This is a genomic window from Kushneria avicenniae (assembly GCF_900112585.1).
GTDB classification, from domain to species: Bacteria; Pseudomonadota; Gammaproteobacteria; order Pseudomonadales; family Halomonadaceae; genus Kushneria; species Kushneria avicenniae.
On record NZ_FOLY01000004.1, the window covers coordinates 1 to 26,829 of the forward strand.

Genomic DNA, 26,829 nt, shown 5'->3' on the forward strand with positions numbered 1-26,829 from the left:
CGGTGGGGCAGCAGCGCGGCGCCGGGCAGTTCCAGCCGCAGCAGGCGCTGTGACTGCGAAAGTGTTATGTCGAACTGTTCCAGCACACTGTTCAGAAATGAGGTTTCCGCCATCTTTCTCTCCTCGACATTGATCGCTTGTGCCCCACCTCTGGCAGTGGCTAAATTAACGTTTATTCACGCACCCGAACAGGGGGCGCCTTCATTCACTCTTTTCGGAGAATTCCGACAACATGAAAGGTATCGTTGTACTGGGTGACGCCACCAGCCATGGTGGCAAGGTCATCACCGCGCAGAGCAACTATCTGGTCAATGGCAAACCGGTGGCCTGTGTTGGCGACAAGGTGACCTGTCCGAAAAGCGGCCACAGCACCAACGCCATTGTGGAAGGCCATCCGACCATGACTGTAAACGGCAAACCCGTAGCCATGCACGGCCATAAAACAGCGTGCGGCGCCACGCTGATCTCCTCGCATAATGGTGACCATGGTCACAGCTGATCCCCTGGGGCTGACGGGCCGCCACAGGCCCGCAGCACCATCGCGCTGCTCTGTTTCTCACCGGCAATCTCCAGCACCAGCGCATCCTCGCCCTCCTCGAGCGCTGCCGTTGCAAGCACCAACTGCAGGCACATCATGGCTTCTCCGGGCCAGCCACCGTGGATATCCACTCCGATACCATCATCGATCAGGTCAAATGCCTCCCATCGCGTCATCAGTGCACCACCAGCTTCTACCGCGCGTCCCGGCAATGTCAGGCTGTCTACGACAAGCCGCGCTGGCGCGTTCGACACGGCAACAGAGGAATCGGGCAAGTCGGCCTTGTCTGGCCAGGCATCATTCAGTAGAGCGAGAAGCTGCTCGCGACGATGATAGTCACGCTGACCAGATCGCTTCTCATGCGTAAAGGTCGTTGCTGGCTCGATCAGCCAGCCTTGGTCAAGGGATTCATCTTCCGGCAGAACACGCTGAATCAGCAGTGCATTCACGGCCTCCCCGGGATGCAGACCCGGTCCTTTTGATGATCGTCCCAGTACACCCTGTGCATCGAGGCGCGCCACATCTTCGTCATTGATCAGGCTGTCGGCGCTTAGCCAGAGCACCCAGGCCATGCCACCTTCCTCCGGCACTGCCATTTGATCATGCAGTCCCCCCTGGCAGGGCACCAGGCGAGCACTTTCGAGACGATCACCATACTGAGTCTCCATGATGGCCTCTCGAGCCTGCGCCAGTACGATCTCGCCAGCCTGGGGTGACCTGAGCGGCAGCGTCAGTATCAGATCAAACCCTGCCTCTTCCGGCAGGGCTTCCAGCATGATCAAGGCCTCGACCATCAGGGTCTGGACCAGTGCATTCAGCCGATGCGCCTTGCGCTCCAGCCGCTTCAATCGACTGTCTTCCAAAGGCATGACATCGACAATGGGATGCACCAGCAGGCGATAACCATCCGGTCCATGGAGAGATTCGGAAAGCACCGGCGGGACAGCCTCGGGCATCACGCCGCGCGCCATGAAACCGGCCGGGGTCAGCGCCACGGCATCGACCAGATGCAGACGATCGGTCAGGTAATCGCTGCGCACAGTCGTCTTTTCGACAACAGGTGCAGCCTCCTGATGGCGCTGATGAAGCAGATCAAAGATCGAAGCGCGGGACATGGTCAGTCGTCATCCCGTTGCTGGGTGCCAAGAGTATCGCGGATATTGTCGATTACACCGTCATCCTTGATGACATCCTTGAGCCACTCTTCGAGCGGCATACGCCCCCATTTGATGGCACGTTCGACCAGATAGGGAACCGGGCTGTGCGGCTCGCGCTCCTTGAAGTAGCGGGCCACGCCATTAAGCATTTCAAAGGCTTCGTCACGGCTTTGGGGATGCTTGCGAAGGCTGTCGGCAGGCCCATGGCCGACAGACGTTGATATCGCTTCATTTACTGGTGCAGCGACGCCCGCTTCCGACATGGCGATGGGGGCGTCGAGCGGCGTCTCAGCGCTTTCGCTGGTAAAACTCGCGCCGCGATCACGCAGCAAGCGTTCGGTGAGGTCACGACACTGTTCCATGACCTTTTGCAGCGCACCATAGCTGGGGGCATCGTGCCCGAGCTTTTGATCACAGATGCTTTCCAGCTGGTGTAAACCGGTCAGTGCTTCGACGATATTGGCATGACGGTCTTTCAGGAACTCGGTACTGCTGAGTACAACGGAGCGCTGGAAAATCTCGTCGTTGATCTTGCCTTCTCTCAGGGCGGTGCCCATGGCATCAGGATCATTGCGCGCCTGGTTTTCGACCTGACGAGACTCCTCATAATCGGCAAGGCCGTATCCCTCGCCGGCCACCAGAGGCAGTGTTCGAACCACGCTTGTCAGCGTGTCACTCAACCAGCTCAATCGAGCAGAGCGCTCCTCGAGGTCATCCTCATCAAACTCGGGGTAAAGGCTTTCCCAGTACTCGTCGAGCAACCGCCCTGTTAGATGCAGGCCAAAACGAATGCCGGCGAACCCTTCACGATGGGCAAGCCCTTCACACAGCCAGCCGGCCAGCTGGATATCCTTGCTTTGCTCGGCCAGTGCCTGACCGGCAAGACGAATGACCAGACCCCAATCAGCCTGTTTGAGTTCGGTCTGCCACTCCCCCTGTGGGAGGTAGTCCGGGTCGGCACGGCGTGCTTCCTTGATCTCATCAAAAAGCAGGGAAAAGGTGAGGTCTTCGCCGCTGCCGCCATTGATTGGCGCCAGCAGCGTTTCGACGGAAAGCTCACCGAGTTCGTTCATTGCCCCTCTCCTGATCCCTTGTACCTGATGACTCTCGCCTTTCAGGTCGCACTTTACTAAAACAATGCATTATACAGGCTGAAAAAACGCAATACGCCCACCAGAGACATTATTAATGCCAACTGACGGGCGTAAAAGGAACGATCAGGTAACCCTCATGTCGAGCGCTACCCTGCCACTCTCAATGAGCAGCGTTCGAACTCAGGAATAAACCTTGTTACGAGTGCGATCCCAGCCGCCAGCAACGTTACCGCCGCCCTGACCATCGGCGCGTTTCTGCTGGGTGTAAGTGATCTTGATGCGCGCATAGTTGAACTTGATGGTTTCATGCGGCAGATCATGGCGGTCTTCGCTCTGATCCTGCTCAAAGCCGGTGGATACAGAAGTGCCTTCCATGTTGGTCGAGGAAACGATGACCTCTTCCATTTTCACTTCCATATAGCGCACCTTGTCACCACCGGCACGGTTGACGTGCATGGTGATTTCCTTGATGTGCTGGCCCTTGCAGCAGGCTTCAAAAAGCTTGGCAGACGCCTTGTCGATGAACTTCTGAACGCGGAACTCGCTCAGGTTGACGCGTTCGGCAGAGGCACCGCCTGCAGAGCTTGCAGTCGCAGACGTGGACTGGCTGGCACCGAAATCGAAGCTCAGAAGCTCGATCCAGTCCTTGTGCTTGTCGTCCAGTGCCTCACCGGGAATACCGTCGATCTTGAGGTAGGTATCAAATGCCATGTTATCCAGCTCTCCTGTGTTTTCAGTGTTTGAAAAAGCGCACCAGACCATCGTGCCGGTGCCTTTTTCTCTCCCCGCCGATGCCTTGACTACGACAGGGAGACGCTGCGCACCCTATTACCTGTCCGAAAGGCTTCGGCACCAGGGCCGCCTGCCCGTGGCTAACCGATGGCCAGCGCGACACCGGTTAACTCAAATTATATCCGCGATATCTTTTATAGGGAATGTGAACATACCCTTTTCCAAGCAAAAAACTTGATCGATTCACACTTACACAAACATTTTTAATGTTCACGACTGCTTGCGCACCTCGATTTCGACGCGCCGGTTGGGTGCCATGCACTCGATCAATGCAGCTCGCGGCTGATCCCGGTCACAGCTCACCAGCGGGCGATCACTACCAGCGCCGATCGCTTCAACCAGCTCGGAAGGAACGCCCTTGCCCACCAGATACTGACGGACGGTACGAGCCCGCTGCAGGGAGAGCTGTCGATTGGTTTCAGCATTGCCAATAGGGTCGGCGTACCCGGTAATCTTGATTTCGCCCAGATCACGCGTATTGAGTAATCTCTGGGCCAGCGCATCGAGCTCCTGTTGGCCGGCCTTCTGCAGCCCGGCATAATCTCCGCGCCCAAAAGCAAAGAGGGTATCCGACTCCAGCACGATGGTTTCAGCACTGGAGAGCGTCTGTTCCAGCAGGCTGTCGATATAGTTGCGGCTGCTCGAGATTAGAAACGCATTGGAAGAGATCCTTGGGGTATCGACTTCGCCTAACTGGCTTGCGTAAAAATCGATCTGGCGACCGGCTTCCTGATAATCCTCGCCGGCACGAGAATCATCATCTGCCCGGTAGGCGATGTCGGGGTACCAGAAGGCTGGTAGCTGCTCTTTCAGGAGTTTTGGATCGATTTCCTCACGATCCGTCTCGGAGAGCATCAGATAGGTATCCAGCGTCGCTCGTCCAAATTTGGCCAGTGACTGGGCACTGTTGTTGTCAGGACGCGCAAACGGTGCCACCGTCTCGGGGCCATCCAGTTTGCGCAGCTCGTCACTGCTGCGCCGATAGACGTCGATGGTGGTCAATGTGTAGAGCGAGCGGGTCAGATTGTGCTCCACCGGCTCAAGCATAATGGGCTTTAACGCCTCGAAATAGCTCTGACGCAGGGCCGGCTCGATCTCATCGCCTTGATAAAGTCCCCACTGCATGGCAAGCGGTACCCCATCATCATGGCGACGATCGTAATAGTGCTGACTCCATTTTCTGAGCACATCAAGGCTTTGCCAGCGGGCATACTGCTCCGGCTGCCGGTCATCCTGATGACCGGCTTCAACCAGAGACTGCGACAGCGAATCGATTTCATCGTGGTTGCGTAGCGCAGAGTGGATCCATAATCCACAAATCAAAAGCCCCGCCAGCGCCAGTGCCATCAGCCCGCCCAGACGCTGGCGTCGGCCACGGGTATTATTGACGTGGCGCCCGGCCAGATGCTGATCGGCGATGATGACATCGCGAAACAGATTGGCGATGAAATAGGGTCGATGTGCCCGCTCGGCCGAGGTGACCGGGGCTCGATTCAGGGCGAAGTGGCGACTGACGCGGTGAGCGTGTTCTCCCTCGATCGCCTCTCCCTCCTGCAGGGCACTGACGAAATAGAATCCGCGTAAAAGCGGCGCACTCTGATAGGGGTTGGCATTGGTCAATGCGGTGACGAAATCGCTTAAAGGCCCGCGAAGGGCTTCAAATTCCAGCGGGAACTGAAACGCCGCAACCTCTCGTCGTGTATCGGTAATATCACGCTGCACGATTTCGTCATCCCCGACCCGCTGCCAGTGGCGACAGAGATCGCCAAGCGCCTTGTCGAATTGCTCTCCCCAGTTGACGTTATGCGGCTGTTGATGGGGAAAGGTGTGCCCCAGCACCTCACTGCGTCGAGCCGGATCCAGTCGCTCGAAAAAGGGGGCGAACCCCTCGATGAGATCGCATTTGGTAAAGACCAGATAGATCGGCACCCGTGACTGCAACTGCTCGCGGGCCTCCTGAACCCGCTCACGGAGACGCCGCGCCAGAATACTGCGCTGGTGATCATCTGCGCGGATAACATCGCTGATGTTGACGGCCACAATCAGACCATTGAGCGGGCAGCGCCTTCGCTGTTCGCGCAGCATGCCCATGAAGGCCTTCCATTTGCCGGCCTCCTCTTCGCTGTCCATATAGCGCCCGGCGGTATCCAGCAGGATGGCATCGGCACTGAAGAACCAGTCGCAGTGACGCGTCCCCCCCATACCGGCCACTCGTGCGTTCTCGCGCTCGGCAAAGGGAAAATTGAGGCCGGACTGATAGACCATGGTGCTTTTGCCGGCTGCCGGCTGCCCCACGACCATGTACCAGGGCAGTACATACAATGCGTCGCGTGAACGTTTGCCACGCCCCTTGCCAGTGCTCTTCAGACGTTCGATCGACTTGAGAAGTCGCTCGCGCAGCAGGCTGATCTCTTCACGATCCTGTGGGCTGGCGTCCAGCACAGCCGCATCGGCATCATCCATCAGCAACCGCTCAAGGTTGCGCTTTTGCCCCACACCGCGATAAAGCAGCAATACGTAGAGCGCCGAGGCCAGCAAAAACACCAGAATGCCGGTGAGCAGGCTGGTCAACGAAGACAGCCCCAGCGCCACGCCCAGACGCCATACAAGGAAAATGGCGATAAAGAACAATACGCCCAGAATATAAGGCTGATACTTGAAAAATATGTACTTCAGATAAGCCGGCTTAAAACGTTTCATTGCTGTCATCCGCTCAATGCTCACCGCCGTCAGGCGTGACTTGGAAAACGTGCCATGGCCTGCGCCAGGCTTAGATGCATATCAGGTAGTGCGAGTGTTCCGGGATGCGCTTCATCCGGATGGAACGGTGCCATCACATCGATACAGTGATGGTGATCACCCGGATCCGACAGCACTTCATAAAACTGCTCGGCACTTGCCCAGGACGGCATCAATAGAAGACGCGGCAGCATGAAATCATCGATCAAAAGGCTCATTGCCGGCTGGCCGCCGGGGCAGGCACGACCCAGCCACTGCTGCCAGAGATCTGCGACCGGACGCTTGAGCCCACGCTCTGCCGGTAGCGGCAAAAGCGCTGTTACCGGGCTTCCGGCCTGCCAGCGCTGCATGATGTAGTAAAGCCGGTGCAGACACGCCGACAAAACGAACTCGGGCCGATTCCACATCATTGCCGCCGTGACATCAGCCAGGCTGTAATGCTCCAGAAAGCGCTCATGGACACGCTGATAGAGCGCCAGATCCTGATCGTTCCAGCTACGGAGCTCGGGCAGTGCCAGCGTCGGGTCGATCAGCGCATCGCCGTGGACAGCATCGGTCAGGATCTGTCTGGCCTGGCCGGCGAAAATTTCGGCCAGGATATGCTGGCAGGGCAACGTACGGGCGCGCTCCCCGTTGAGCGTTTGATAAATAAAAAAGGGATAGCGCCGTTGGGAGGCATCCGAAGAGCTGATCATCGCGCCCATCACATTCCCACCGGCACGAGCGTGATAGCTGTAATAGCAGATAGGCAGCGCATCGAAACGCTGCTGCCAGTCCGCGTGATCCAGAAAGCGTAACAGCGCCTGCTGAAGCCACTGATCCAGTTCCCTGATGGCCTCTCCGGAGGCATTTACACCCACAAAGTCAGCTCTGCCGGGGATCTTGCCAAAGCAGCCAATCATGATGCTCTTCCCTGTTACTCACTGCCCCATACCGGGAATGCTGAGTGACTTGATACGCTTGAGATCCGAAACCTTGACGCCACCAAAGTTGCGGACATCAAAGCTGACCGCGCCCATCCAGGTCTGCCATCCAAAGCGCTGTCGGGCCTGATCAAGAGGGGTAATATGCGCACTGTCGATCATGCGCAAAAAGCCCCATCGCCCGGGATAGTCAAAGACCGTATGACGTTCACCATTGCGATTGATGATGTCCATGCGGGCACCGAAGGATTTGCCGTCACCGGGCCAGACCAGCCGCTCCCAGTGCTGACTGTTGTTGCGATAGCGAATGGTCTGGCCATCAATGGTCAGCACAATTTCCGTCAGGCCCGCGGTCGGATTCATCTGCAATTCGAAACCGTTTTGCAGATCGGAAAGACTGTCGATCACACGCCCGAGTTCGGTGGCATTGTCGATGCTTTCAAGCATGCGAGGATCGACCATGTTCGAACGCTGGCCACTGCCGGAGCCGGCCAGATCGCCGATTTCGTCACGGCGAAACTTCGACAGCACGCCGTCATCGGGATCGATGAAATGTGAGAGATCGCGTACTGAAGCCTCATTGGTCGAATCAGCCACCGGATAACGACCGGCGACCATCTGTTGCCAGGGCGTATGCACCTGATCATTCCAGGCACCGTTGAGTTGAGTGCGGGCCGGTCCGTTAAGCGCTTTCCAGGTATTCTCCACAGGTGTGTGAAACAGGGGCTGAAGTGAGGCCACCAGTGGCGTTCGAGAAGTGTCTACACGTGCAGCAATAAAATTACGCAGCGTGTTGATCTCGGAAGACTGCCCCGCCAGGGTTTCCATGATCAGCGACTTACTGCTGCGTCCCGTATCCTGAGCGCCACGGATGTTGTCGATGCGGCTCTTGAGCTGGCGCAGATCCAGCAGGTACTGGTTGACCACGGAGTCATCACTGCCGGTGGCTTCATCGGCTGCCAGCAGTCGTGAAACCGGACGGAAATGACGCGCCAGCATGCCGTCGTTGATGCGCGGCAGCGATGCCAGATCAATCGAGGGGCCATCAGCACTGTCATCGCCAAACACTCGGGTCACGCGCGTCCAGAAGCTTTGATCCTGCTCGCGGCCACTCTGATCACTTTGCTCATCGTGGGCACGCGGTGAATCCCAGCGAGTGTTGTCGTCCACGGCCGCCAGAACCTGGCGCAGCGGTGAGGTCTGGAGGTCGCTGTATTGAGCCAGTCGGGTACTGGACTGATCCAGCGTGTCGAACTGCGAAACATGAGTGCTGGTCAGAAAGCGCTCCCAGGCTCTGGCATAGTCGCGCTTGTAACGGGCCATTAATTGACTGACGAAGCGGGCCTTTGACTGCACGGCATCGTCGGTAGTTTCATCATCAAGTACCCAGTCGGACTCGCGGGCGAGATCTCCGGAAACGGTTTTGATGATCTCCGGGCGTAGATATTGCTCCCAGACTTCACGAGTATAAAAGGCCGGCACGGCGCGGCTGGCGTACAAGAGCCGACCGGGCATGTCAGGCGCCATGCGCGAAAGCGTGAGCGGATCAAAGCGTTTTTCAACTTCAAGCTGATAGCGCAGGTACTCTCGATCCACCAGGCTGCTATCGATCAGGAAGGCATTGAGGTTGTTGCGCGTATCGGCCACCAGTCGGTCATTGCGCTCAAGCGCCGGCGCCTCACCCTGCTGAAGGAAGTGAACATACAGCGCTGCACTGTCCACGATGCCTTCCTGAGACAGCGCGATGTCCCGAGTGCGAGACATGTCGGTCAGCAGACGCGGCAGCGCCGTGGCCACGAAGTCTGCCTGATCCTCATGAGCGCCTGGATCCGTCAGAATCAGATAGAGCTGCAGCGAGGAGTAGCCCTCGATCAGACGTTCGATGTCCGCCTGATCAAGTCGAGTCAGCATTTCTTCGGAAAGCGATGGTCCACGCGACTCACCCGGTGTTGATGCGACACCCTGTGCGTCAGCTTCGTCTCCGTTCAGATCTCCCAGAGCATCTTCGCCCTGGCGCATGCCCTCTTCCACGTCAGTGCGCAGATCGCTACGCGCCGAATACCATGCATCCCGAGCACTGTCGGTGGTACGTGAACGAGCCTCGCTACGCACACGGCTACCCACCTCGGACAGGCTGGTCGGCGCGCTGCCCAGCGCTGGGCGCTCGGTAGAGCGCTCTTTCATGCGGGACACGGCAGAGTTGCCGATGGCCTGACCCCGATCGCTCAATGCCTGTGTCCGGCTGTTATCACCGGCCGACGCTTCCGGCGTGGTTTCATTATCCGAAAGTGCATTCTGAGCCGCCTCGTCACTGGTATCGATACCATCATGACGGCCGGCCAGAGCCCCCAGCTCACGCAACTGACGCGCCAGACGCATCTGCAGGGGCGTCAGGGCCTCGGCCTTCAACAGCGCCCCCCAGGCCTGCATCAGGGCATCACGCATGGCATCACCCTGATAAAGCCCCATGTCCAGCCGCAGTGGTATCCCCTGCTGGCGATACTGTTCAATGCCAGTCAGCTGGCGTTGCATGTCTGCCAGCAGGGAAAGACGCTGGTCCCGGCTCATGCTCATGACCGGCCCGGCGCCCTCCTGCTCGAGCGTCTGTGAAATCTCGTCAACCCACTGGTGATTATGCCAGGCAGACCAGCCCTGCGCTGCAATCACGGCCACGCCCAGCAGCCCGGCAGTGCCGATCAGAAATGGCGGAAGCGAGCGACGATTGCCATGTCTTGAGTAGTAGAGGCTCAGATTGCGATCGGCAAAAATGACCTCACGGAAGGTATCGGTGATGAAATAGCTTTTCTCGCCCTGCGACACACGACTATTGGCCACATCCGCGCTCTGCTCCAGAGCAAAATCATGTCGCGTTTTTTCATCCAGCAGGGCTGGCAGGGTCGGGCCACTTTGCAGGGCACTGGTAAAGTAGAGACCGCGCAGTACGGGGGCCCGCTCGCCGTGAAACTGGCTGTCGAACTGTTCAAGAAAGTCGCTGAGCACGCCCGAGAGTTCGGCAAAGTAGTCGCTAAAGCGCAGAAGCTCGCTGTCCGCCCCGACGCCTTCTTCCATCACGCGCCGATCCACCGTGGTGCGAAGCTGGTCGACAAGATGCGGAAAACGCTGCTGAAAGGCGGCAATCACGCCCTGCTGGCGCAGCTCTTCAAGAGAGAAGGTAATGCCCCAGGGACGCTGGCGCTCGGTGGCATCAAGTGATTCAAAGGTACGCGTAAAACCGGGCAGCAGATCCGCCTTGCTGAAAAAGAGATAAACGGGCGGATTGAGCCCCAGACAATCACGATACTCACCAACCCGACTCACCAGCTGCTCTGCCAGTGCATGGGCCTGCTGCCGGGAATCGTTCAGCAGGTCCGGCAGACTGACGACCAGCACCAGACCGTTGATTGCCGGGCGACTGCGCTGTTTGCGAAGCGTTTTCAAAAAGTCGGCAAATTCACTGGCAGGACGGTCATCGGTGAGATACCGACCGGCCGTATCGATCATGACCGCCTCACGACTGAAGTACCAGTCACAGTGCTGGGTACCGCTGACGGCTGAAAGCTGACTGCCACCTGCCATGGTCGCCGACAGTGAAGAACGGGTCAGCAATGAGGTCTTGCCGGCCGAAGACATGCCCACGACCAGATACCATGGCAGTGCATAAAGCGATGCCTTGCCACCTTCAACCGAACGCGAGGCACGCTGCATGGCCATGGCATGCTTGAGACGTTCACTTAGAACCTGATAGTCACCCGGCTCGCTGTCAGCCGCTTCACGATGTACTTCGAGCTCGACCAGATTTTCGATGTTGCGCTCGGCTCGAATGCGATGGTACTGGCGAAGTACCACAGCCAGCAGCCAGACGGCTGTCACGAGCGCCATGGCGATAAAAATCTGCTCGCGCTCCCGGGTCACCAGCGGCAGCAACAACACGCACATGACAAGACCTGCCAGCCATAGCACGATGGCCAGTGACCAGAACCCCTTGAGCGAGCGCAGAAATCGTAGAAAACGCATCATGTCCGACTCACTCTTGCCCGGGGGTATTGAACAGTTGCTGTATCTGTTCGATCAGGGCATCCGTCGCACTGCCCAACCACCAGTGCAGCCCGCCATATACCGCCAGACATAACACCACAATGGCCAGCAGATAGACCCAGAACGGAATTTCATAGCGTAATAGCTGCCCGACCTGGTCGGGCAGTTTCCAGCTCTCGCTGATGCCGGCATCGTGATGGCGATAGCGGGCAATGTCCTGCCCCAGCGTATTGGCGATATAGCGAAGCTGCTCCCGGTTTTCCAGGCTGTATTTCCCCTCGAAACCCAGTGCCAGGCAAAGATGGTAGACCTCCAGCACATCGAGATTGCCTCGCACATCGGCGCGCAGCGCGTCCAGACGGTCATAGAACCCTTCGCCGGCCAGATGTACGCCAAAATAGCGATATTGAAACGGATGAAGCTCGACATGCTCGCGAATGTTGCCCACCCCCCCCTTGAGTACGCTCTCATCAAGGAAGGCACAGAGTGCATACTGAGCATCCTGCACGGCATCAGCGCTGTAATTTTCGCCCCTGGCACGCTCTTCAAAATCCTTGAGCCATCGATCAACGCTTTCCAGAAATCTCTCGACGCTTTCGGCCTGCTGACCGCGTCGCACCATGAGGACCATGGAGATGAAATCGCGCGAAAGATATTTCAGGGTTCGTGGAGCGGCCTCATCTACCGGCCGGGCAAGGGCTTCGTTCATTTCATTACCGCCATCAGTTCAATGCTGAGGTTTGTGAACCCGCTGGGCACGTAGAAGGCAATGGCCTGGGCCTGCATCATGCGTTCGTAAACGCTTCCCTGGGGCTCAAGAGCAAAATAATGGTTGTCCAGCCTTACCGGTATGGCACTGGGCAGACGAGAGGCATGCGTTAATGTGCCGCCGGGCATCGCCGTGTTGACCACGACCTCGATATCTTCCGGTGAGCCCACTTTGAAGGCCCGGGGCACCAGTTCGAGAATGCGCGCGCCGGGCATGTCGGCATGAACGCTGATATAGAAATCGGCGTCCTTGAGGCGGGCATCGTTGAGTCGGCCGACGTAATACGAGGGTCGGGTCTGTTCGAGCGGAATGGGGATATACTGATTGGGAACCACGACATCCAGCAGTTCCCGTACGACCTGCTCGAGTGCCAACAGTGAAGGGGCCGGATCGCGGTGGTCGTATTCGGGAATATCGGCCAATGCGTGCGACATTGAAAATGTCATCAGACTGGCGGCAAGTTCCGCCAGAAAGTGATAGAGCCTTTCCGGATGACATCCTGTATGGGCGAGAAGATGGGAAAGCTGGGGATAGGCTCGATTAATGGTATAGAGCAGCCAGAAAAGCGTCACATCGCTGGAGCCGAATTCAGCCACCTGGTCGGCGCGCTCGCGTCGACGACCTGACAGGGCTTCGCTGCGGGCCTGAAGCATTCCGATCAGACGATTGCCGATCTCGAGCGGCAGTGATGAAGAAAAGAGATGAAGCGAGGGCGGCATGAACTCACGCGTTTCGAGACTGAACCCTCCTGCTGCATTGCGCTTGAGCAGGGCGATCGGACAGCTGGTATAACCATCCAGACTATCCCCCTCCATCAAAAGGGTAACGTTGAGTTCCAGCGTCCCCAGTTCGTTTTCAAGCGAACCTTCGTTGAGATCAACCATCGAGTCAAAACGCTGGATAAAACGACGGTTGCCGCTGCGCGGCCCATGCTCGTTCAGATAGCTGGGCGCCCAGGGTTCCACGACTTTCAACGCTGCGTATATTCGCACCTCGGCATTGCGAGACAACTCATTGAGGTCACGCCCCAGCGGCAAAGGATCATGCTGGGGGGCATCCACCAGCGTACCGTCGGGAAATACCAGCTTGAGACGCGTCAGTCGAAGAGTACCCTGCTCAAGCGCTCCCTCATCAAAGGCCAGTTGCTGAACGCCCCAGTGAAACGGCGTCTGGGACTGACGTGCCGCTACCTGCTGGCGTTGATGAAATTCGTCCTGATACTGGAAGTGCTGGGGCAGAAGAAACATGCCTTCTGACCACATGATGCGATTACGCTTGCTCACTTGAATCCATCCCGAACGCCGCCGCGTTTACCTTTAAACTGTCAGCACACTGATACCAGAGCATCAGCGCCCTCATAAGATGTCCCATCAATGCCCGCTGCCGGCCGTCACCTGACGGTTGATCAGGTCATCGCCCCTCTCGAGCTCGATCCGATCATCCACAAGGCGCACCCGAATGCCTTCGGAAGCGCTTAGCAGACCGTCACGACGCAGCTCGTCGGCATCCAGCGCCACATGCCATACGTTGCGCTGCGTGTGACGAAAGAAAGCCGCGATGCCCACATACCGTGTCTTTTCATCAAGAGCTGCCACGTCAATTTTTTCATCGCCAGGCAATACCGTGAGCTCGCGCTGGGAAAGTAGCGCCTCACCCAGCACATCATCCGGATTATCCCAGAGCTGATCAGGTGCTGCCGTTGCAAAGGGTGGCAACTCCCCAAGCTGATAAAGACGCACCACCACCGACAGAGGCTCTCCCTGAGTATCCGGGTTAAGCGAGGCATCGCTTGCGATCACGACTCTCACACGCTCCTGATTACCGAACAGATCGCCTGCCCATGAATCGCTCATTCGGTTACCGACCCGATCGGCAACGCCACAGCCGCCAACCAGAAAAACCATGCAAAGCATTAATACTAAACGCATTAGCGACATCATCGATGCCTCGATTGAATGGACCCTTGATCGAGGAAAAGACATGGCTGCCATAACCTCTGTAAAATATCATGACGTACTTTATCAGATTAATTCGCTATAATCCGCCCAAAGATTCACTGTTAATTACCAAAACACACTTTTTGATACACGGAAGGACCATGAAGGTATTAACCCCACTGCTCGCAATGATGACAGTCCTGATGGGAGTGACAGGCTGTACTTCAACGCCCCCTACCGAAGTTCATGCCGTCAGGGCCCTGGAGCGATTTGAAGGGACCCTGCCCTGTCCGGACTGTAGAGGCGTTGCCACCGATCTTGTCATCCGTCGCGATCCCATTACTGGTGCTCCTGACAACTTCTATCTTCATGAAGTCAGAATCGATGCACCGGGCGGTCAACGCGTCAATACCAGCTGGGGACAGTGGCGCATCGAACATGACCTTTTTGACGAACACAACCACCGTTATCGGCTAACACCGGAAATTGGTGACGAACGCCTTATGCTGATTCGCTCGGATGGCGCGCTTCAACCCGTTGGCAGTGAAGGGCGCCCCCTCACCGACGACAAGAGTGACCCGGCCCTTTTAAAGCCCATGACACCTGACCTTTCCATGACCACAACGCCTTCTTCACAAGAGAAGCCAGTTCGGAATGCGGGCGAGTGAAGCGCAAATGGCAATGGAATATCAGCTTAAAGGCATGTCAAAATTAGCCGTGAAGATAACAGAAGCTTTAATGTAGTGGTACATTCATTAGCTATATTGATAAATACCGATATACGGTAGCGCCTGTCAGCCTCTGAATGACGCGGCTCACATGCAAGGCATCTGCAACCATGGTCAGGAAAACGTGATGACTCAGCCCTTCGATGTTGAAACGTTCATTCAGGCGAGAAAGCGCACACGGGTAATCTCGGATCTGCTCAGAACGCGGGCCAGTGATCATCTGTCCACACTGGCGCCGCTGGTCAGACCACAGCCCTTGTTCGGTGAATATCTGCAGGGTGCCCCACGAGGCAGCGGGCGGGAAAGCCAGCATCACTTCAAGGCTTTTCGCGCCCTGTTTGACAAGCATGCTGGCGCAGCCCCCTTCAATCTGATGAATGAGCTCGATATCCCACTGAATGTCATCAGTTCAACACCGGTCCTTTTTGCGCTGGAATACGACATTGACCTGACACCCGAGGAACGGATAAGTGTCATCAGCCCTGTGCGCTGGGTCGTGGGATACTCCTCCTTTGACCTGAGTCGCTTTCGAGAGGTGATCAACGATCCCAATCGCAGCAGCTCCGAACTACAGCGTTTTGTGGTGCACTACCTGATGCTGTTTCATTGTTTCAGCAAGGCAGATGGCCTGGGCAGACTGCTGCGGGATCTGCGTTTTCCCATCAGCTTTCAACGTTTGAAGGGCTTTGGTGATCTCCCCTTCTGTGTCATGGGCTCGCCCATTGATGCCACCCTGCCCGATGAAGGCATTATTCGTCAGAGTACCGAGATATCCGGTAGCCACAGCTTCGAAGAGCTGATCGATGACACTGCCATCGACACCATGCAGGACGATCTGCGTGAGCAGCTTCTTGCGGCCATACGCGACATGCCGACCAGGACATGATCCTTTGCCGTTCTGAGCTTCGATCATCCGCCAACAAGCCTGCCATAACGAGAGAGGAAACCTTTCATGGCCAGAAATGATAGTACCCAGCACAAGCTTTCACGCGTTCGTGCGCCCCGTGTTCATCTGACCTATGACGTCGAAATCGGCGACAGCATTGAAAAGAAGGAGCTGCCGTTCGTAGTCGGTGTCATGGGCGACTATTCAGGCAATCCGCTTGAGCCATTGCCGCGCCTCAAGGATCGCAAGTTCGTCAATGTTGATCGTGACAACTTCGATAGCGTCATGAAGGGCATCAAGCCGCGTCTGAGCTACCGGGTCGACAACACGCTGGCCAATGATGGCACTCAGCTGCCGGTAGAGCTCAACTTCAACCGGATGGAAGATTTCGAGCCGCAGGAAGTGGTGCGCCAGGTCGAACCGCTGCGCAAGCTACTGGAAGTACGCAGCAAGCTGGCAGACCTGCGCAACAAGATGGGAGGCAATGATCGGCTTGAAGAGCTCCTGATGGACGTTCTGCAAAATACCGACAAGCTCAAGACTCTGGGAGAAGAACTGGGCCGCCAGGCTGCCGCCAGCCCACAGGACAACAAGGAATAACAGGAGACACCATGGCCGAGAATCAGACAGATCAGCAGGCGCAGAGCGAGACCCGGGATGTTTTTGCACCGGAAGCCTCACTGCTTGACAACATCATTTCCGAAAGCCGCGTGGCCCGCTCGGAATCAGAACGCAGCCGCACACGCGATTTGATCGATGAGCTGGTTCATCAGGTACTTGATGGTGAAGTGACTCCCAGCAAGGATCTGATCGCTGTGCTCGATTCGCGCATTGCCGAGATCGACTCGCTGCTGTCCGAGCAGCTTAACGAAATCATGCATGCCAGCGAATTCCAGCAGCTTGAATCCTCCTGGCGCGGGCTCAAGTACCTGACCGATCAGACCGAAACCAGCACCAACATGAAGATTCATGTGCTGAACGCGCCAAAAAAGGATCTGGTCAGGGACCTCAAGTCGGCATCTGAATTCGACCAGAGTGCGCTGTTCAAGAAGGTCTATGAAGAAGAATACGGCACCTTCGGTGGCGCGCCTTATGGCATGCTGATCGGCGACTACGAATTTGGCCGCCATCCCCAGGACATGTATCTGCTTGAGCAGGTGTCCCATGTGGCTGCCGCCGCACATGCACCGTTTATCTCATCGGCCTCTCCCGAACTCTTTGGCTGGGACTCCTTCACGGACATGTCCGGTCCTCGCGACCTGTCGAAAATCTTCGATACCGTCGAATACGCCAAGTGGAAATCCTTCCGTAACTCCGAAGATGCCCGCTATGTGGGTCTGACCCTGCCGCACGTTCTGGGCCGGTTGCCCTATGGCGAGGAAACCACACCGGTGGAAGAGTTCAACTTCACCGAAAACGTCGATGGACGGGATCACAACCGCTATCTATGGATGAACGCGGCCTACACCATGGGCGCACGCGTCAACGATGCCTTTTCGAAATATGGCTGGTGTGTCGCCATTCGTGGTGTCGAGGGTGGTGGTCTGGTTGAGGATCTTCCCACCCACAATTTCCAGACCGACGATGGTGAAGTCGCCCTCAAGTGCCCGACAGAGATCTCGATCACCGACCGTCGCGAGAAGGAGCTTTCGGACCTGGGCTTTATCCCGCTGGTTCATTGCAAGGGCACCGATTACGCCGCCTTTTTCGGTACCCAGTCGGCGCAGTTGCCCAAGCACTACAATACTGACGTTGCCAACGCCAACGCTCGACTCTCTTCGCAGCTGCAGTACATCTTCGCCACATCGCGCATTGCCCACTTCATGAAGGCCATCATGCGCGACAAGGTAGGCAGCTTTGCCTCCCGGCAGGGTGTCGAGGATTACCTCAATGAATGGCTGTCGCAGTACGTTCTGCTTGACGACAACGCCGGTCAGGAAGCCAAGGCGCAGTATCCGCTGCGTGAAGCCCGCGTCGAGGTTGCCGAAGTTCCTGGCAAGCCTGGCGCCTACAAGGCCGTCACCTTCCTGCGCCCGCACTATCAGCTCGATGAGCTGACCGCGTCGCTGCGACTGGTGTCCGAGCTGCCGCAATCCACGCGCGGTTCCTGATCGAAAACGGGTCAACAGGCATCGGGCGCGTCTCCCGATGCCTGCCGGTTCAGGATCTTTTCCGTGTTGAAGGAGCGCAACGCCGATGAGTGACCACTTGCAAATGGTGCCGACCCTGCTGGATCGGCTGCTTGACGATGACCCCGCCAGATCGAGCGAGTCGCGGCCGGGGCACCTTTGCTCACTGACCGAGTACAAGGCAAGCGTTGTGCGCGACCTTGAGCTACTGGTCAACACTCGTCGCGAACTCGTTGCCCGTGAGCTGGACGACTGGCCGGCCCTTCAGGGCACCCTGCTTGACTATGGCCTGCCCGACTTTATCAGCCGGGGGCTGCACAGCAGCGAGGATCGACGCCTGATTCAGCGCCAGCTTGAGCGCACCATTGAGCATGGTGATCGACGTTTCAGCAGTGTCAGGGTGCGTCTGCTCAACCAGGAAAATCACGACCGGGTGCTGCAGTTTCGCGTTGAAGCCGTCCTGTCACTAAGCGAAGCCTCCCAGCGAGTCGCCTTCGATGCCGTGCTTCAGGTAACTACCCGTCAATACAAGGTTTCGAATCTGACCTGATGCTCGACGACCTGCTTCCCTACTACGAAAAGGAACTCTCGCACCTGCGCTTTCTGGGGCAGGAGTTCGCTGGACGTTATCCCAAGATCGCCTCTCGCCTGCTCCTGGAGGGTGACCATTGCGAGGATCCACATGCCGAACGCATGATCGAATCCTTCGCTTTTCTGAGCGCGCGCGTCCACAAAAAACTTGATGACGATTTTCCCGAGATTGTGGAGTCCTTTCTGGACGTGCTGTATCCCCACTATCTGCGGCCCACACCATCGATGTCGATCGTCGAATTCGAGCCGGGCAGACAGACCTCGCTGACCGGGCGCTATCATGTCCCGCGTCACAGACTTCTGCATTCGCGTCCGGTGGGCGATGCCTTCTGTCGTTTTCGCACCTGCTATCCGGTCGATGTCTGGCCCATTGCCGTGACAAACGCCGGCATGAAGCGACTGGAGCGCTCGGCCTTCAATGCCCATGGTAATGAACATGTCGCACGTCTGAGCCTCTCTCTGGAAAGTCTTGGCAACACCGATTTCGCCCAAATGGACGTCGATCGCCTGCGTTTTTTCTTGGATGGTGAAGGCAGCCTGATGCACACACTGCACGAGCTGCTGTTCAACAACGTGGCACGTGTCAGTCTAAGCTTTACCGACAATGGTCAGCGCCGGGAAATGGCGCTCGATCATGACGCCATTACCCCCGTTGGTTTTGGTGCCGAAGAAGGGCTGATCGATTACTCATCACGCTCCTTCATGGGCTACCGACTGCTGCATGAATACTTTGTCTTTCCTGAAAAGTTTCTGTTTTTCGATCTCAACGGTCTATCCCGCCGGCTTGGCGGTCGACCGGTTACCGCCCTTCAGATCAACATCTCGTTTCATCAATATGATCAGATGGATCAACTGGCCCGTCTGGAGCAGACCCTTGGCCGGCACAATTTTCGTCTGGGCTGCACACCGGTCGTCAATCTCTTCACCCAGCAGGCCGAGCCCATTCGCCTGACCCATACCCGTCACGAGTATCCCGTGGTCCCCGACGTGCGCCATGCCCATTCGACGGAAATCGTGTCCATCGACGAAGTGACCCGCGTCGTGCGCAGCACGACACGCGATGAGGTCACGCCCTGCCTGCCCTTTTTCGAACCCCGCGACAGTGATCATGGCAAGCAGCAGAGCTACTGGATCAGCCGGCGCGTGGCCGCGGCCAGCGGGCGTGACCCGGGAACGGACATGAGATTGAGGATCGTCGATCGTGAACTGGAGCTTCTCGAAAGCAGCAGTGACACCCTGAGCCTGCGTTTGACCTGCAGTAACCGCGATCTTCCGCGGCTGATGACCATTGGCCATCCGCAGGGTGATTTCACCATGGAGCAGGAACAGGTCGTACAGCGTATTCGAGCCTTGAGAAAACCGACGGCGCCAGTACGTCCACCGCTGGGCAAGGGTCGAATCTGGCGTCTGGTCTCACACCTGTCTCTCAATCACATGTCGCTGGTCAACGACGGGCGCGAGGCCCTGATGGAGCTTTTGACGCTTTACAACTACCGCGAAACGTCGGCGACCCGCAAACAGATCAACGGTATCACTGCTGTCGAGAGTGCGCCGGTCATGACCCGTATCGGTCATCCCAAACCCTCTTTCGTACGTGGCACCGGTATTACGCTGACACTCGATGAAAGTCAGTTCACCGGTAGCGGCATCTATCTCTTTGCCATGGTGCTGGACCACTTTTTCGGCATGTACTGCTCCCTGAACAGTTTCACCCAATTGACCCTGCGCTCGCCCCAGCGCGAACAGCGAGTTGCCCAATGGCCTCCAAGAACCGGTACTCAGCCCCTGGTCTGATCGATCAGGCGCGCGCGGAGCCCTGGCGTTTCGGCTTTTTTCAGCTGGTGCGACTGCTGCGGCTGCACTACAGCCGTAACGGGCGCATTGATCCTGAAAACCGCCCGCATCAGGACCCATTGAGATTTCGCAGCCTGCTCTCGCTGAACTTTCCACCCAGCGAGATCAGCGATCTGCGTTTTGAGAGCGTGCCGTCGGGTCCGGCAGGAGATGCCCCGCTCAGTGAGGTTCAGGTCACCTTCATGGGACTGGTCGGCCCTTCCGGCGTACTGCCTCGACCCTATACCGAGCTGCTGATCAATCGCCACATGGAAAAGCGTGATGATGCGGCTCACGCCTTCATGGACTTTTTCTCTCATCGAATGACAGCGCTCTTCTATGAGGCATGGCAGAAGTATCGTTTTCACATCGAGTACGAGCGCAAGGGCAGCGCCGCCTTTGAGGATGCCCTGCTGCATCTGACCGGGCTGACCCGGAACACCATGGCAAGAACATTTGCCAATGATGACCCGGCGACGCTGCGCCGTGAACTTTTTGACTGGTTTGCCGGGCTCTGGACGCAGCGGCCGCGTAACGCCGGCAACCTGCAGTCAATGCTGGAATACACCTTCCGACAGCCCTGCCGGGTCAGCTCCTTTGCCGGACGCTGGATCACGCTGGAACGTGATCAGTACACCTGCCTGGGCCAGTCCAATGCGAAGCTGGGAGAAAGTGCCGTCGCCGGGACCCGGGTAAGGGACTATCAGTCCACCTTTCGCATTACTTTTGGACCGCTATCGCTTGAAGCCTATGAGGCGCTGCTGCCCGGTACCGAGCAGTATCGCAAGTTGATACGCATGGCACGTTTTTATGTTGGCATCGAACTGGATTTCCAGGTCGAGCTGATTCTTGATCGCGACGCCATTCCAGGGCCACGGCTCGGTGCAACCGGCAATGTTCGCCCGGGGCATCTGGGCTGGCTTAAATCCGACGATTGCCAGCCACGGGCACACGGGCATGCAATCTTTGATATTTTCTACGATGGAGCCACGGCGTGAGTCTCAAATCCCTGTTCGACAAGCTCAATGACCCCACCCGAACCGCCACTGAAGGGGCGGCAGCGCTCTGTCTTGCCGAGCGTCAGTACGACGTCGATATCGAGCATCTGCTGCTCAAGCTGCTCGACAGCGACGACAACGATATACTGCGCATCGCGCGTCACTATGACGTAGCGCTTGATCGCCTGGCCGGTCAGCTGGAAGAGACCATTGCCACCTTCAAGACCGGCAACACCCGCACACCAGCCCTGTCACCGCGTATTACAAAGCTGATCGAGCGCGCCTGGGTCATTGCCTCCATCGATCAGGGCGACACTCTGATTCGCAGCGGCCATATGCTGCTGGCGCTATTAAAGGATGACGAACTGCGCCGCGTCGTGATCGAGGGTGCCCGAGCGCTCGAGCGCATCAATGTCGATGATCTACAGGCCCATTTCAACGATCTGGTGGCCGGCAGCAGCGAAGATCATCATGCTCGCCCCGCCTACGAGGGCGCACCCGATCAGGGCAGTGCTTCAGAGGCTACCGCGGGTACTCGCAGTCAAAAGACCTCGGCACTGGATCAATACACCATTGATCTCACCGGCAATGCCCGGGCCGGACGCATCGACCCGGTACTGGGAAGAGAGCAGGAAGTACGTCAGATGGTTGATATTCTGACCCGCCGGCGTCAGAACAATCCGATCCTTACCGGCGAAGCCGGGGTAGGAAAGACTGCCGTGGTTGAAGGCCTGGCCCTTCGCATTGTCAACGGTGATGTACCGCCCCCCCTGAGAAACGTCGAACTGCGCACACTCGATCTCGGTCTTTTGCAGGCTGGTGCCGGCGTCAAGGGTGAGTTCGAAAACCGTCTTAAAAACGTGATCGAAGAGACGCGTAAAAGCCTACAGCCGATCATCCTTTTCATTGATGAAGCCCATACGCTGATCGGCACCGGTGGCCAGGCCGGTCAGGGCGATGCCGCCAATCTGCTCAAGCCGGCGCTGGCCCGAGGCGAGCTGCGCACCATCGCCGCCACAACCTGGGCGGAATACAAGAAGTACTTTGAAAAGGACGCCGCCCTCGCCCGCCGCTTTCAGGTGGTCAAGGTCGAGGAGCCCGAAGAACCAGTGGCCATCAACATGCTGCGCGGTCTGGCCAGCCGCATGCAGGATCATCATGGCGTGACCATCATGGATGACGCCATCGTTCAGGCCGTCCGGCTGTCTCATCGCTACATTACCGGTCGCCAGCTGCCCGACAAGGCCGTCAGCGTGCTGGATACCGCCTGCGCTCGAGTAGCACTCGCGCAATCCTCACAGCCCGCCGCGCTGGAAGATGCTTATCGCCGCGTGGACAACCTTCAAACCGAGATTGAAGTGCTCGAACGCGAGCAGTTCGAAGGCAGCGATCACACTGAAGCGCTCGCGGCACTGCATCAGACGCTGGAATCGACACGCGACGAAATCGATGTACTCGAGATGCGCTGGAAGCGCGAGATGGAGATCGTCGAGCGTCTCAAGGCACTGGAAAACCAACGCAACGAGCTGCTGAGCAAGACGGAATCCACAGCAGAAAGTGACGAAAACAGCGCCACACAGGATCTTGAAGCACTTGGTCGACAGATCGGCGATACTCGCCGCGAACTTTCACAGGTTCAGGAAGCGCAGTCGCTGGTGCATGGCCACGTTGATGGCAATGTCATCGGGGAAGTCATTTCCGGCTGGACCGGTATTCCACTGGGCAAGATGGTGCGCGACGAGATTACCACTGTTCAGCAACTGCCCGACCTGCTGGGCGAGCGTGTGCTGGGGCAGGATCATGCCCTTGCAGAAATCGGCAAGCGTATCGCCATTTCACGCGCCCGCATGGAAGACCCCAACAAGCCGATCGGTGTCTTTCTACTGCTCGGACCCAGCGGCGTAGGCAAGACCGAAACTGCCCTGTCGCTGGCTGATACGCTCTATGGCGGCGAGCGCAATGTCATCACCATCAACATGTCGGAATACCAGGAAGCCCATACCGTCTCGAGCCTCAAGGGCTCTCCCCCGGGGTATGTGGGCTACGGAGAAGGTGGTGTGCTGACCGAAGCCGTACGGCGCAAGCCCTATAGCGTGGTGCTGCTTGATGAGGTTGAAAAGGCACACCCGGATGTTCTGGAGCTCTTCTTTCAGGTCTTCGACAAGGGTGTACTCGATGATGGAGAAGGCCGCGAGATCAACTTCCGCAATACCGTCATTTTGTTGACCTCCAATGTTGGCACCGAAGAGATCATGCGGCGCTGTCTCGGCGCCGAGACCCTGCCGGCGCCGGATGATATCGTTGACGGCCTGCGCGATCAGCTCAACACGGTCTTCAAACCGGCCTTTCTGGGCCGACTCAACATCATCCCCTACTACCCGGTACAAAAGGAGATTCTGGCCAACATCGTGCGTCTCAAGCTTGAGCGCATCAAAAGCCGTTTCGAATACAACCACCGTGCAACGCTGGCCTATGATCCGGCCATTATCGAAGCAATTGCCGAGCGCTGCACCGACACCGACAGCGGCGCTCGCAGCATCGACAACATTCTCTCCGGATCCCTTATGCCCTCGCTCGCCGCACAGGTGCTTGACCGCATGGCACGAGGCGAAGCGATCGAGCGTCTCGATGTCACCCTTGATGATCAGGGCGAGTTTGCCTATTCGCTGCAGTAACGGCTGAGTTGCCATGGCCAGGCGGATGACGGCTCCCGGACGCCGTCATCCGCTGTGACCACCTGCTCTCGGCTGGCGATCAAAACCTTTTTCAGACATTCATGCCCTAGTCTGTACTCATAAAAATGATGCTTTACTCATCCAATGAAGTGACCGATAGGACAGGCCCAGATAGCATCGAGTGCAGCACCGGGTGCTCTGACAACCGTAGCCCAGACAAAGCACAAACATATGCTGTTTTGTCTGCCTTCATTACAGAGCTTTTCAAGCCAGACTCATGGGATCGCAAGGAACACGGTCCCCGTATCGGCCGTATGTTTCCGACAGACGCCTACGCGGCATCCATTCAGGCATTGAACCGGACAACGATCTTTTTGCCAAAGGGTCAAAGAATCCACGCCTTAAGGCAAACATTCGTCAGTCACGCCGTCATGAAAGACAATGATCTACGGACGCTGCAACGGATACTTGGCCATCAAACCGTTCAGATGACCATGCGCTATGCGCACCTGTCGTCAGAACATCTGCTGGAAGCAGTTAAATTTGGCCCAAGTGTGAGTTAGCAGGAGATATGGCACTGAAGGATTTGGTGGGCGGATATGGGACAAAGCGCGACATGGCGCGGCTCGCAGCGCGACACGATGTTTAATTCAGTGCCAAAGCATACAAAGGCAGAAAAGGGCCAGCTCATAGAAAGGCAGTACGGTTCACTGAACTATTAAGTAAATTGGACAAAGAGCTTGGTTATTGCCAAATACATTGCGATAACACGCTCACTAACCGCGCAACTCGGGTGCCAATTACCTTGCCAAGAAATGCCAAATCCGGCGCGGCGCTACATACAGGTTGCCGCGCATCAGCAACCAAACCGCAACCAAACATTGAACAGGCTGTCTAATAATCCCGTAACCATTTGATTTAAATGGTGGGCCCAGCAGGACTCGAACCTGCGACCAAGGGATTATGAGTCCCCTGCTCTAACCAACTGAGCTATAGGCCCTGATATTGCGGTTGCGTATGATAACCAAAGCATTGCCGTGAGACCAGTGCTGTTAATCAACAAGGAGTGGGCGCATGCGTGATCGTTTCTGGAAGATGCTGGGAGTAGCAGGCGTAACGCTTGCAATGACGACACAGGCACACGCAGCCTGGCAGCTTGTTCCCGCCAACAGCGAGATCAAGGCTCATGTAGCAGGTGAAGGGCAGCGTGGCCCGATGGAGCGCACCTATCATGTTTCTGATCTGGCAGGCACGATCAATGATGACGGGCAATTCGAAATGCCGTTGCGCCTTGAGCAGACGGATCTTCTGGGCAAACAGGGCGGTCTGAGCGGCCTCCTGTCAGGGCTTTCCTCCGATTCTGCCATGGTGACGCTTTCGACAAAGGTCAACCCGGACTGGTTGAGCAATCTTCAGCCGGGAGATTCGACCACCCGTAACGTGACGCTGACCGCCAGCGGCCACCATTTTGAGCGCAGTGAAGAGATACCCCTGACGCTTGAACGTCTCGACCAGCGGTATTATCACCTGGCATTCGCCGAGCCAATCAGCGTGGATACCCAGCAGTTAATGAAGCTGGATAACGCACAAACTGTACTGTCTCTATTGGGCTACAAGCGTCTGAATAACAGCATTCCGATCGAACTTGACGCGCGCCTGATCAGGCAGTAATGCAATACATATAAAAGCGCCCGGCACAGCCGGGCGCTCGATGCAGAAAACCATCCCTCACTCCTGCATCTCTCGCGGTCGTGGCGGTGCGGCTTCCGAACCACGATTATGCATCCCCATATGATTTTCCTCCATCATGGCACGACGTTCGACACTATTGCCATGAAGGTTGATACCCAGTATTCCACTGGCTGAAAAGATTAACCAGGTCATGATATCCACACAGTCCTGAATGCGATCCGGATCCCTGATGACGGTCAGGCAGACGGCCAGAGACATGAGCGTCAGCATGCCGCAAAGTGTCCAGCCGACCCCTGCCCGCCAGTCATTTTTGAAAAGCCCCTTTACGGCAATCTCTACCGGCTGAGATGTGGAAGCCTTTTGATCGATCTCTCCAAGCTGTAGCCGAATTCTCTCGACATCCAGCATCCGGATTCTCTCCATAAGCTCCGGTTGCTCTTCCAGTGCCGATAGTACGGCACGTGAAGAAGCATCCTTCCAGCATCCCAGCGTGGCTGCCACGATGGCCCCTGCAGCCTCACAGGTCACAGGGCTATCAAACAGCCTTGCCACTTCAGGTGCTTCATCGGCGAGACGTCGTCTGACGTCACGCCATTCCATGACGAGATCCTCGTCGTTCTCTGGACTCTGCGTTTCGACCAGTGCCAGGTTTGATGTCATACATAGCCTCTTCGAGCCTGACGACACGATCTATCCAGCCCTGAGCGAATGCCTGTTGAGAGACATCGCGCCTTGCAAGATCGACCAGCCACGCCAGACGCAGCGCATTAACGGTACTCGCGAGTGTATTGCCACTATTCACACCGCGAAGCTTGAGCATGGCGTCCACTGCCCTTAGCGTCTGCGTTCCAATGCAACCGTCCACTTCAACGACGCTCCAGCGTCGCCCGTTGTTGCTCAATACATTGATCACCTCCTGTAGCTGGCGTGCAGCACGTCCAGTTCCGCTATGTACGCCGTAATCGAGCATGGCAATCGCCAGTGCGGGCGCACGCGCACTGACCTCATCGAGTTTCATCGCATGCCAGTAGGTTTTCAGATAGATTTTTTCAGCCAGCATCTGTGGCAGGTCGCGCATGCTGCCGCGATAACCATGTTCTGCAGCCACACGCTGCGTAATGCCATAGTTGGTTGCACCACCACGGTCATCGGGGTGGTCAACGAAACCGCCCTCACGTTTCATGAGGGCGACAATAATCTGACTGCGCTGTGATTCGTTCATGAGACTCTCCGTACGTATGGGTAAGGTTAAAAACCATCCGCAAACAGGAACTCGCGCTTTTCACATGGCAATATCCAGTCACCGGATGCAC

The 26,829-nt window shown here is 57.0% G+C and carries 22 protein-coding genes and 1 tRNA gene; 11 read left to right on the top strand and 12 right to left on the bottom strand.

Features of this window, described 5'->3' with window-relative positions:
- The first annotated feature begins 232 nt into the window (after positions 1 to 232).
- Positions 233 to 499: a PAAR domain-containing protein gene (locus tag BM079_RS09265; protein WP_090133325.1), complete on the top strand. Its 267-nt coding sequence runs from the start codon at positions 233 to 235 to the stop codon at positions 497 to 499.
- Here BM079_RS09265 and BM079_RS09270 read toward each other — a convergent pair.
- The 9 genes from BM079_RS09270 to tssJ all read right to left on the bottom strand — a co-directional run bounded on the left by BM079_RS09270 (position 490) and on the right by tssJ (position 13,987).
- Positions 490 to 1,653, bottom strand: coding sequence for a hypothetical protein (locus tag BM079_RS09270; protein ID WP_090133326.1), 1,164 nt, complete (start codon positions 1,651 to 1,653; stop codon positions 490 to 492). The two genes, BM079_RS09265 and BM079_RS09270, sit on opposite strands and share 10 nt — an antisense overlap.
- 2 nt (positions 1,654 to 1,655) lie before the next feature.
- Positions 1,656 to 2,768 carry a type VI secretion system protein TssA gene (tssA, locus tag BM079_RS09275; protein WP_090133328.1) on the bottom strand — a complete coding sequence of 371 codons (1,113 nt, stop codon included), beginning with the start codon at positions 2,766 to 2,768 and terminating at the stop codon, positions 1,656 to 1,658.
- 201 nt (positions 2,769 to 2,969) lie between these two features.
- A complete protein-coding gene (locus BM079_RS09280) occupies positions 2,970 to 3,500 on the bottom strand; it encodes an Hcp family type VI secretion system effector (RefSeq protein WP_090133330.1) in 531 nt (176 codons plus the stop codon).
- A gap of 291 nt (positions 3,501 to 3,791) precedes the next feature.
- A complete protein-coding gene (gene tssM, locus BM079_RS09285; RefSeq protein WP_090133332.1) occupies positions 3,792 to 6,281 on the bottom strand; it encodes a type VI secretion system membrane subunit TssM in 2,490 nt (829 codons plus the stop codon).
- Positions 6,282 to 6,310: 29 nt separating this feature from the next.
- Positions 6,311 to 7,222: a type VI secretion system-associated protein TagF gene (gene tagF / locus BM079_RS09290; protein WP_090133334.1), complete on the bottom strand. Its 912-nt coding sequence runs from the start codon at positions 7,220 to 7,222 to the stop codon at positions 6,311 to 6,313.
- Positions 7,223 to 7,240: 18 nt separating this feature from the next.
- On the bottom strand, positions 7,241 to 11,260 hold the full coding sequence (locus BM079_RS09295; RefSeq protein WP_245742934.1) for a type VI secretion protein IcmF/TssM N-terminal domain-containing protein: 4,020 nt from the start codon (positions 11,258 to 11,260) through the stop codon (positions 7,241 to 7,243).
- A gap of 7 nt (positions 11,261 to 11,267) precedes the next feature.
- Positions 11,268 to 11,987, bottom strand: coding sequence for a type IVB secretion system protein IcmH/DotU (gene icmH / locus BM079_RS09300; RefSeq protein WP_090133336.1), 720 nt, complete (start codon positions 11,985 to 11,987; stop codon positions 11,268 to 11,270).
- Positions 11,984 to 13,330, bottom strand: a complete 1,347-nt coding sequence (gene tssK, locus BM079_RS09305; RefSeq protein ID WP_090133338.1) for a type VI secretion system baseplate subunit TssK — start codon at positions 13,328 to 13,330, stop codon at positions 11,984 to 11,986. The genes icmH and tssK overlap by 4 nt, the downstream gene beginning before the upstream one ends.
- Positions 13,331 to 13,417: 87 nt before the next feature.
- Positions 13,418 to 13,987 carry a type VI secretion system lipoprotein TssJ gene (tssJ, locus tag BM079_RS09310; RefSeq protein WP_090133340.1) on the bottom strand — a complete coding sequence of 190 codons (570 nt, stop codon included), beginning with the start codon at positions 13,985 to 13,987 and terminating at the stop codon, positions 13,418 to 13,420.
- A gap of 68 nt (positions 13,988 to 14,055) precedes the next feature.
- Between tssJ and BM079_RS09315 the strand changes: the two genes are divergently transcribed.
- The 9 genes from BM079_RS09315 to BM079_RS16950 all read left to right on the top strand — a co-directional run bounded on the left by BM079_RS09315 (position 14,056) and on the right by BM079_RS16950 (position 24,387).
- On the top strand, positions 14,056 to 14,652 hold the full coding sequence (locus BM079_RS09315) for a copper resistance protein NlpE N-terminal domain-containing protein (RefSeq protein WP_090133342.1): 597 nt from the start codon (positions 14,056 to 14,058) through the stop codon (positions 14,650 to 14,652).
- 187 nt (positions 14,653 to 14,839) lie between these two features.
- On the top strand, positions 14,840 to 15,598 hold the full coding sequence (locus BM079_RS09320; protein WP_090134187.1) for a hypothetical protein: 759 nt from the start codon (positions 14,840 to 14,842) through the stop codon (positions 15,596 to 15,598).
- A gap of 66 nt (positions 15,599 to 15,664) precedes the next feature.
- Positions 15,665 to 16,198 carry a type VI secretion system contractile sheath small subunit gene (tssB, locus tag BM079_RS09325; RefSeq protein ID WP_090133345.1) on the top strand — a complete coding sequence of 178 codons (534 nt, stop codon included), beginning with the start codon at positions 15,665 to 15,667 and terminating at the stop codon, positions 16,196 to 16,198.
- Between the two features lie 11 nt (positions 16,199 to 16,209).
- A complete protein-coding gene (gene tssC / locus BM079_RS09330; RefSeq protein ID WP_090133346.1) occupies positions 16,210 to 17,709 on the top strand; it encodes a type VI secretion system contractile sheath large subunit in 1,500 nt (499 codons plus the stop codon).
- 85 nt (positions 17,710 to 17,794) lie between these two features.
- Entirely contained in the window at positions 17,795 to 18,277 is a 483-nt protein-coding gene (tssE, locus tag BM079_RS09335) for a type VI secretion system baseplate subunit TssE (protein WP_090133348.1), read from the top strand.
- On the top strand, positions 18,277 to 20,112 hold the full coding sequence (tssF, locus tag BM079_RS09340) for a type VI secretion system baseplate subunit TssF (protein ID WP_090133351.1): 1,836 nt from the start codon (positions 18,277 to 18,279) through the stop codon (positions 20,110 to 20,112). The genes tssE and tssF overlap by 1 nt, the downstream gene beginning before the upstream one ends.
- Complete coding sequence (gene tssG / locus BM079_RS09345; RefSeq protein ID WP_090133353.1) at positions 20,076 to 21,149, top strand: type VI secretion system baseplate subunit TssG; 1,074 nt, start codon at positions 20,076 to 20,078, stop codon at positions 21,147 to 21,149. Before tssF ends, tssG begins: the two co-directional genes overlap by 37 nt.
- Complete coding sequence (gene tssH / locus BM079_RS09350) at positions 21,146 to 23,824, top strand: type VI secretion system ATPase TssH (RefSeq protein WP_090133355.1); 2,679 nt, start codon at positions 21,146 to 21,148, stop codon at positions 23,822 to 23,824. Before tssG ends, tssH begins: the two co-directional genes overlap by 4 nt.
- 314 nt (positions 23,825 to 24,138) lie before the next feature.
- Positions 24,139 to 24,387, top strand: a complete 249-nt coding sequence (locus BM079_RS16950) for a tyrosine-type recombinase/integrase (RefSeq protein ID WP_281243957.1) — start codon at positions 24,139 to 24,141, stop codon at positions 24,385 to 24,387.
- Between the two features lie 360 nt (positions 24,388 to 24,747).
- Here the strand turns inward: BM079_RS16950 and BM079_RS09360 are convergent.
- Positions 24,748 to 24,824 (bottom strand) — tRNA-Ile (locus BM079_RS09360).
- A gap of 74 nt (positions 24,825 to 24,898) precedes the next feature.
- Here BM079_RS09360 and BM079_RS09365 point away from each other — a divergent pair.
- A complete protein-coding gene (locus BM079_RS09365; protein ID WP_090133359.1) occupies positions 24,899 to 25,495 on the top strand; it encodes a hypothetical protein in 597 nt (198 codons plus the stop codon).
- 57 nt (positions 25,496 to 25,552) lie between these two features.
- Here BM079_RS09365 and BM079_RS09370 read toward each other — a convergent pair whose 3' ends face one another.
- Positions 25,553 to 26,116, bottom strand: a complete 564-nt coding sequence (locus BM079_RS09370; RefSeq protein WP_090133361.1) for a hypothetical protein — start codon at positions 26,114 to 26,116, stop codon at positions 25,553 to 25,555.
- Complete coding sequence (locus tag BM079_RS09375) at positions 26,103 to 26,738, bottom strand: glycoside hydrolase family 108 protein (RefSeq protein ID WP_090133363.1); 636 nt, start codon at positions 26,736 to 26,738, stop codon at positions 26,103 to 26,105. The genes BM079_RS09370 and BM079_RS09375 overlap by 14 nt, the downstream gene beginning before the upstream one ends.
- Positions 26,739 to 26,829: the final 91 nt, after the last annotated feature.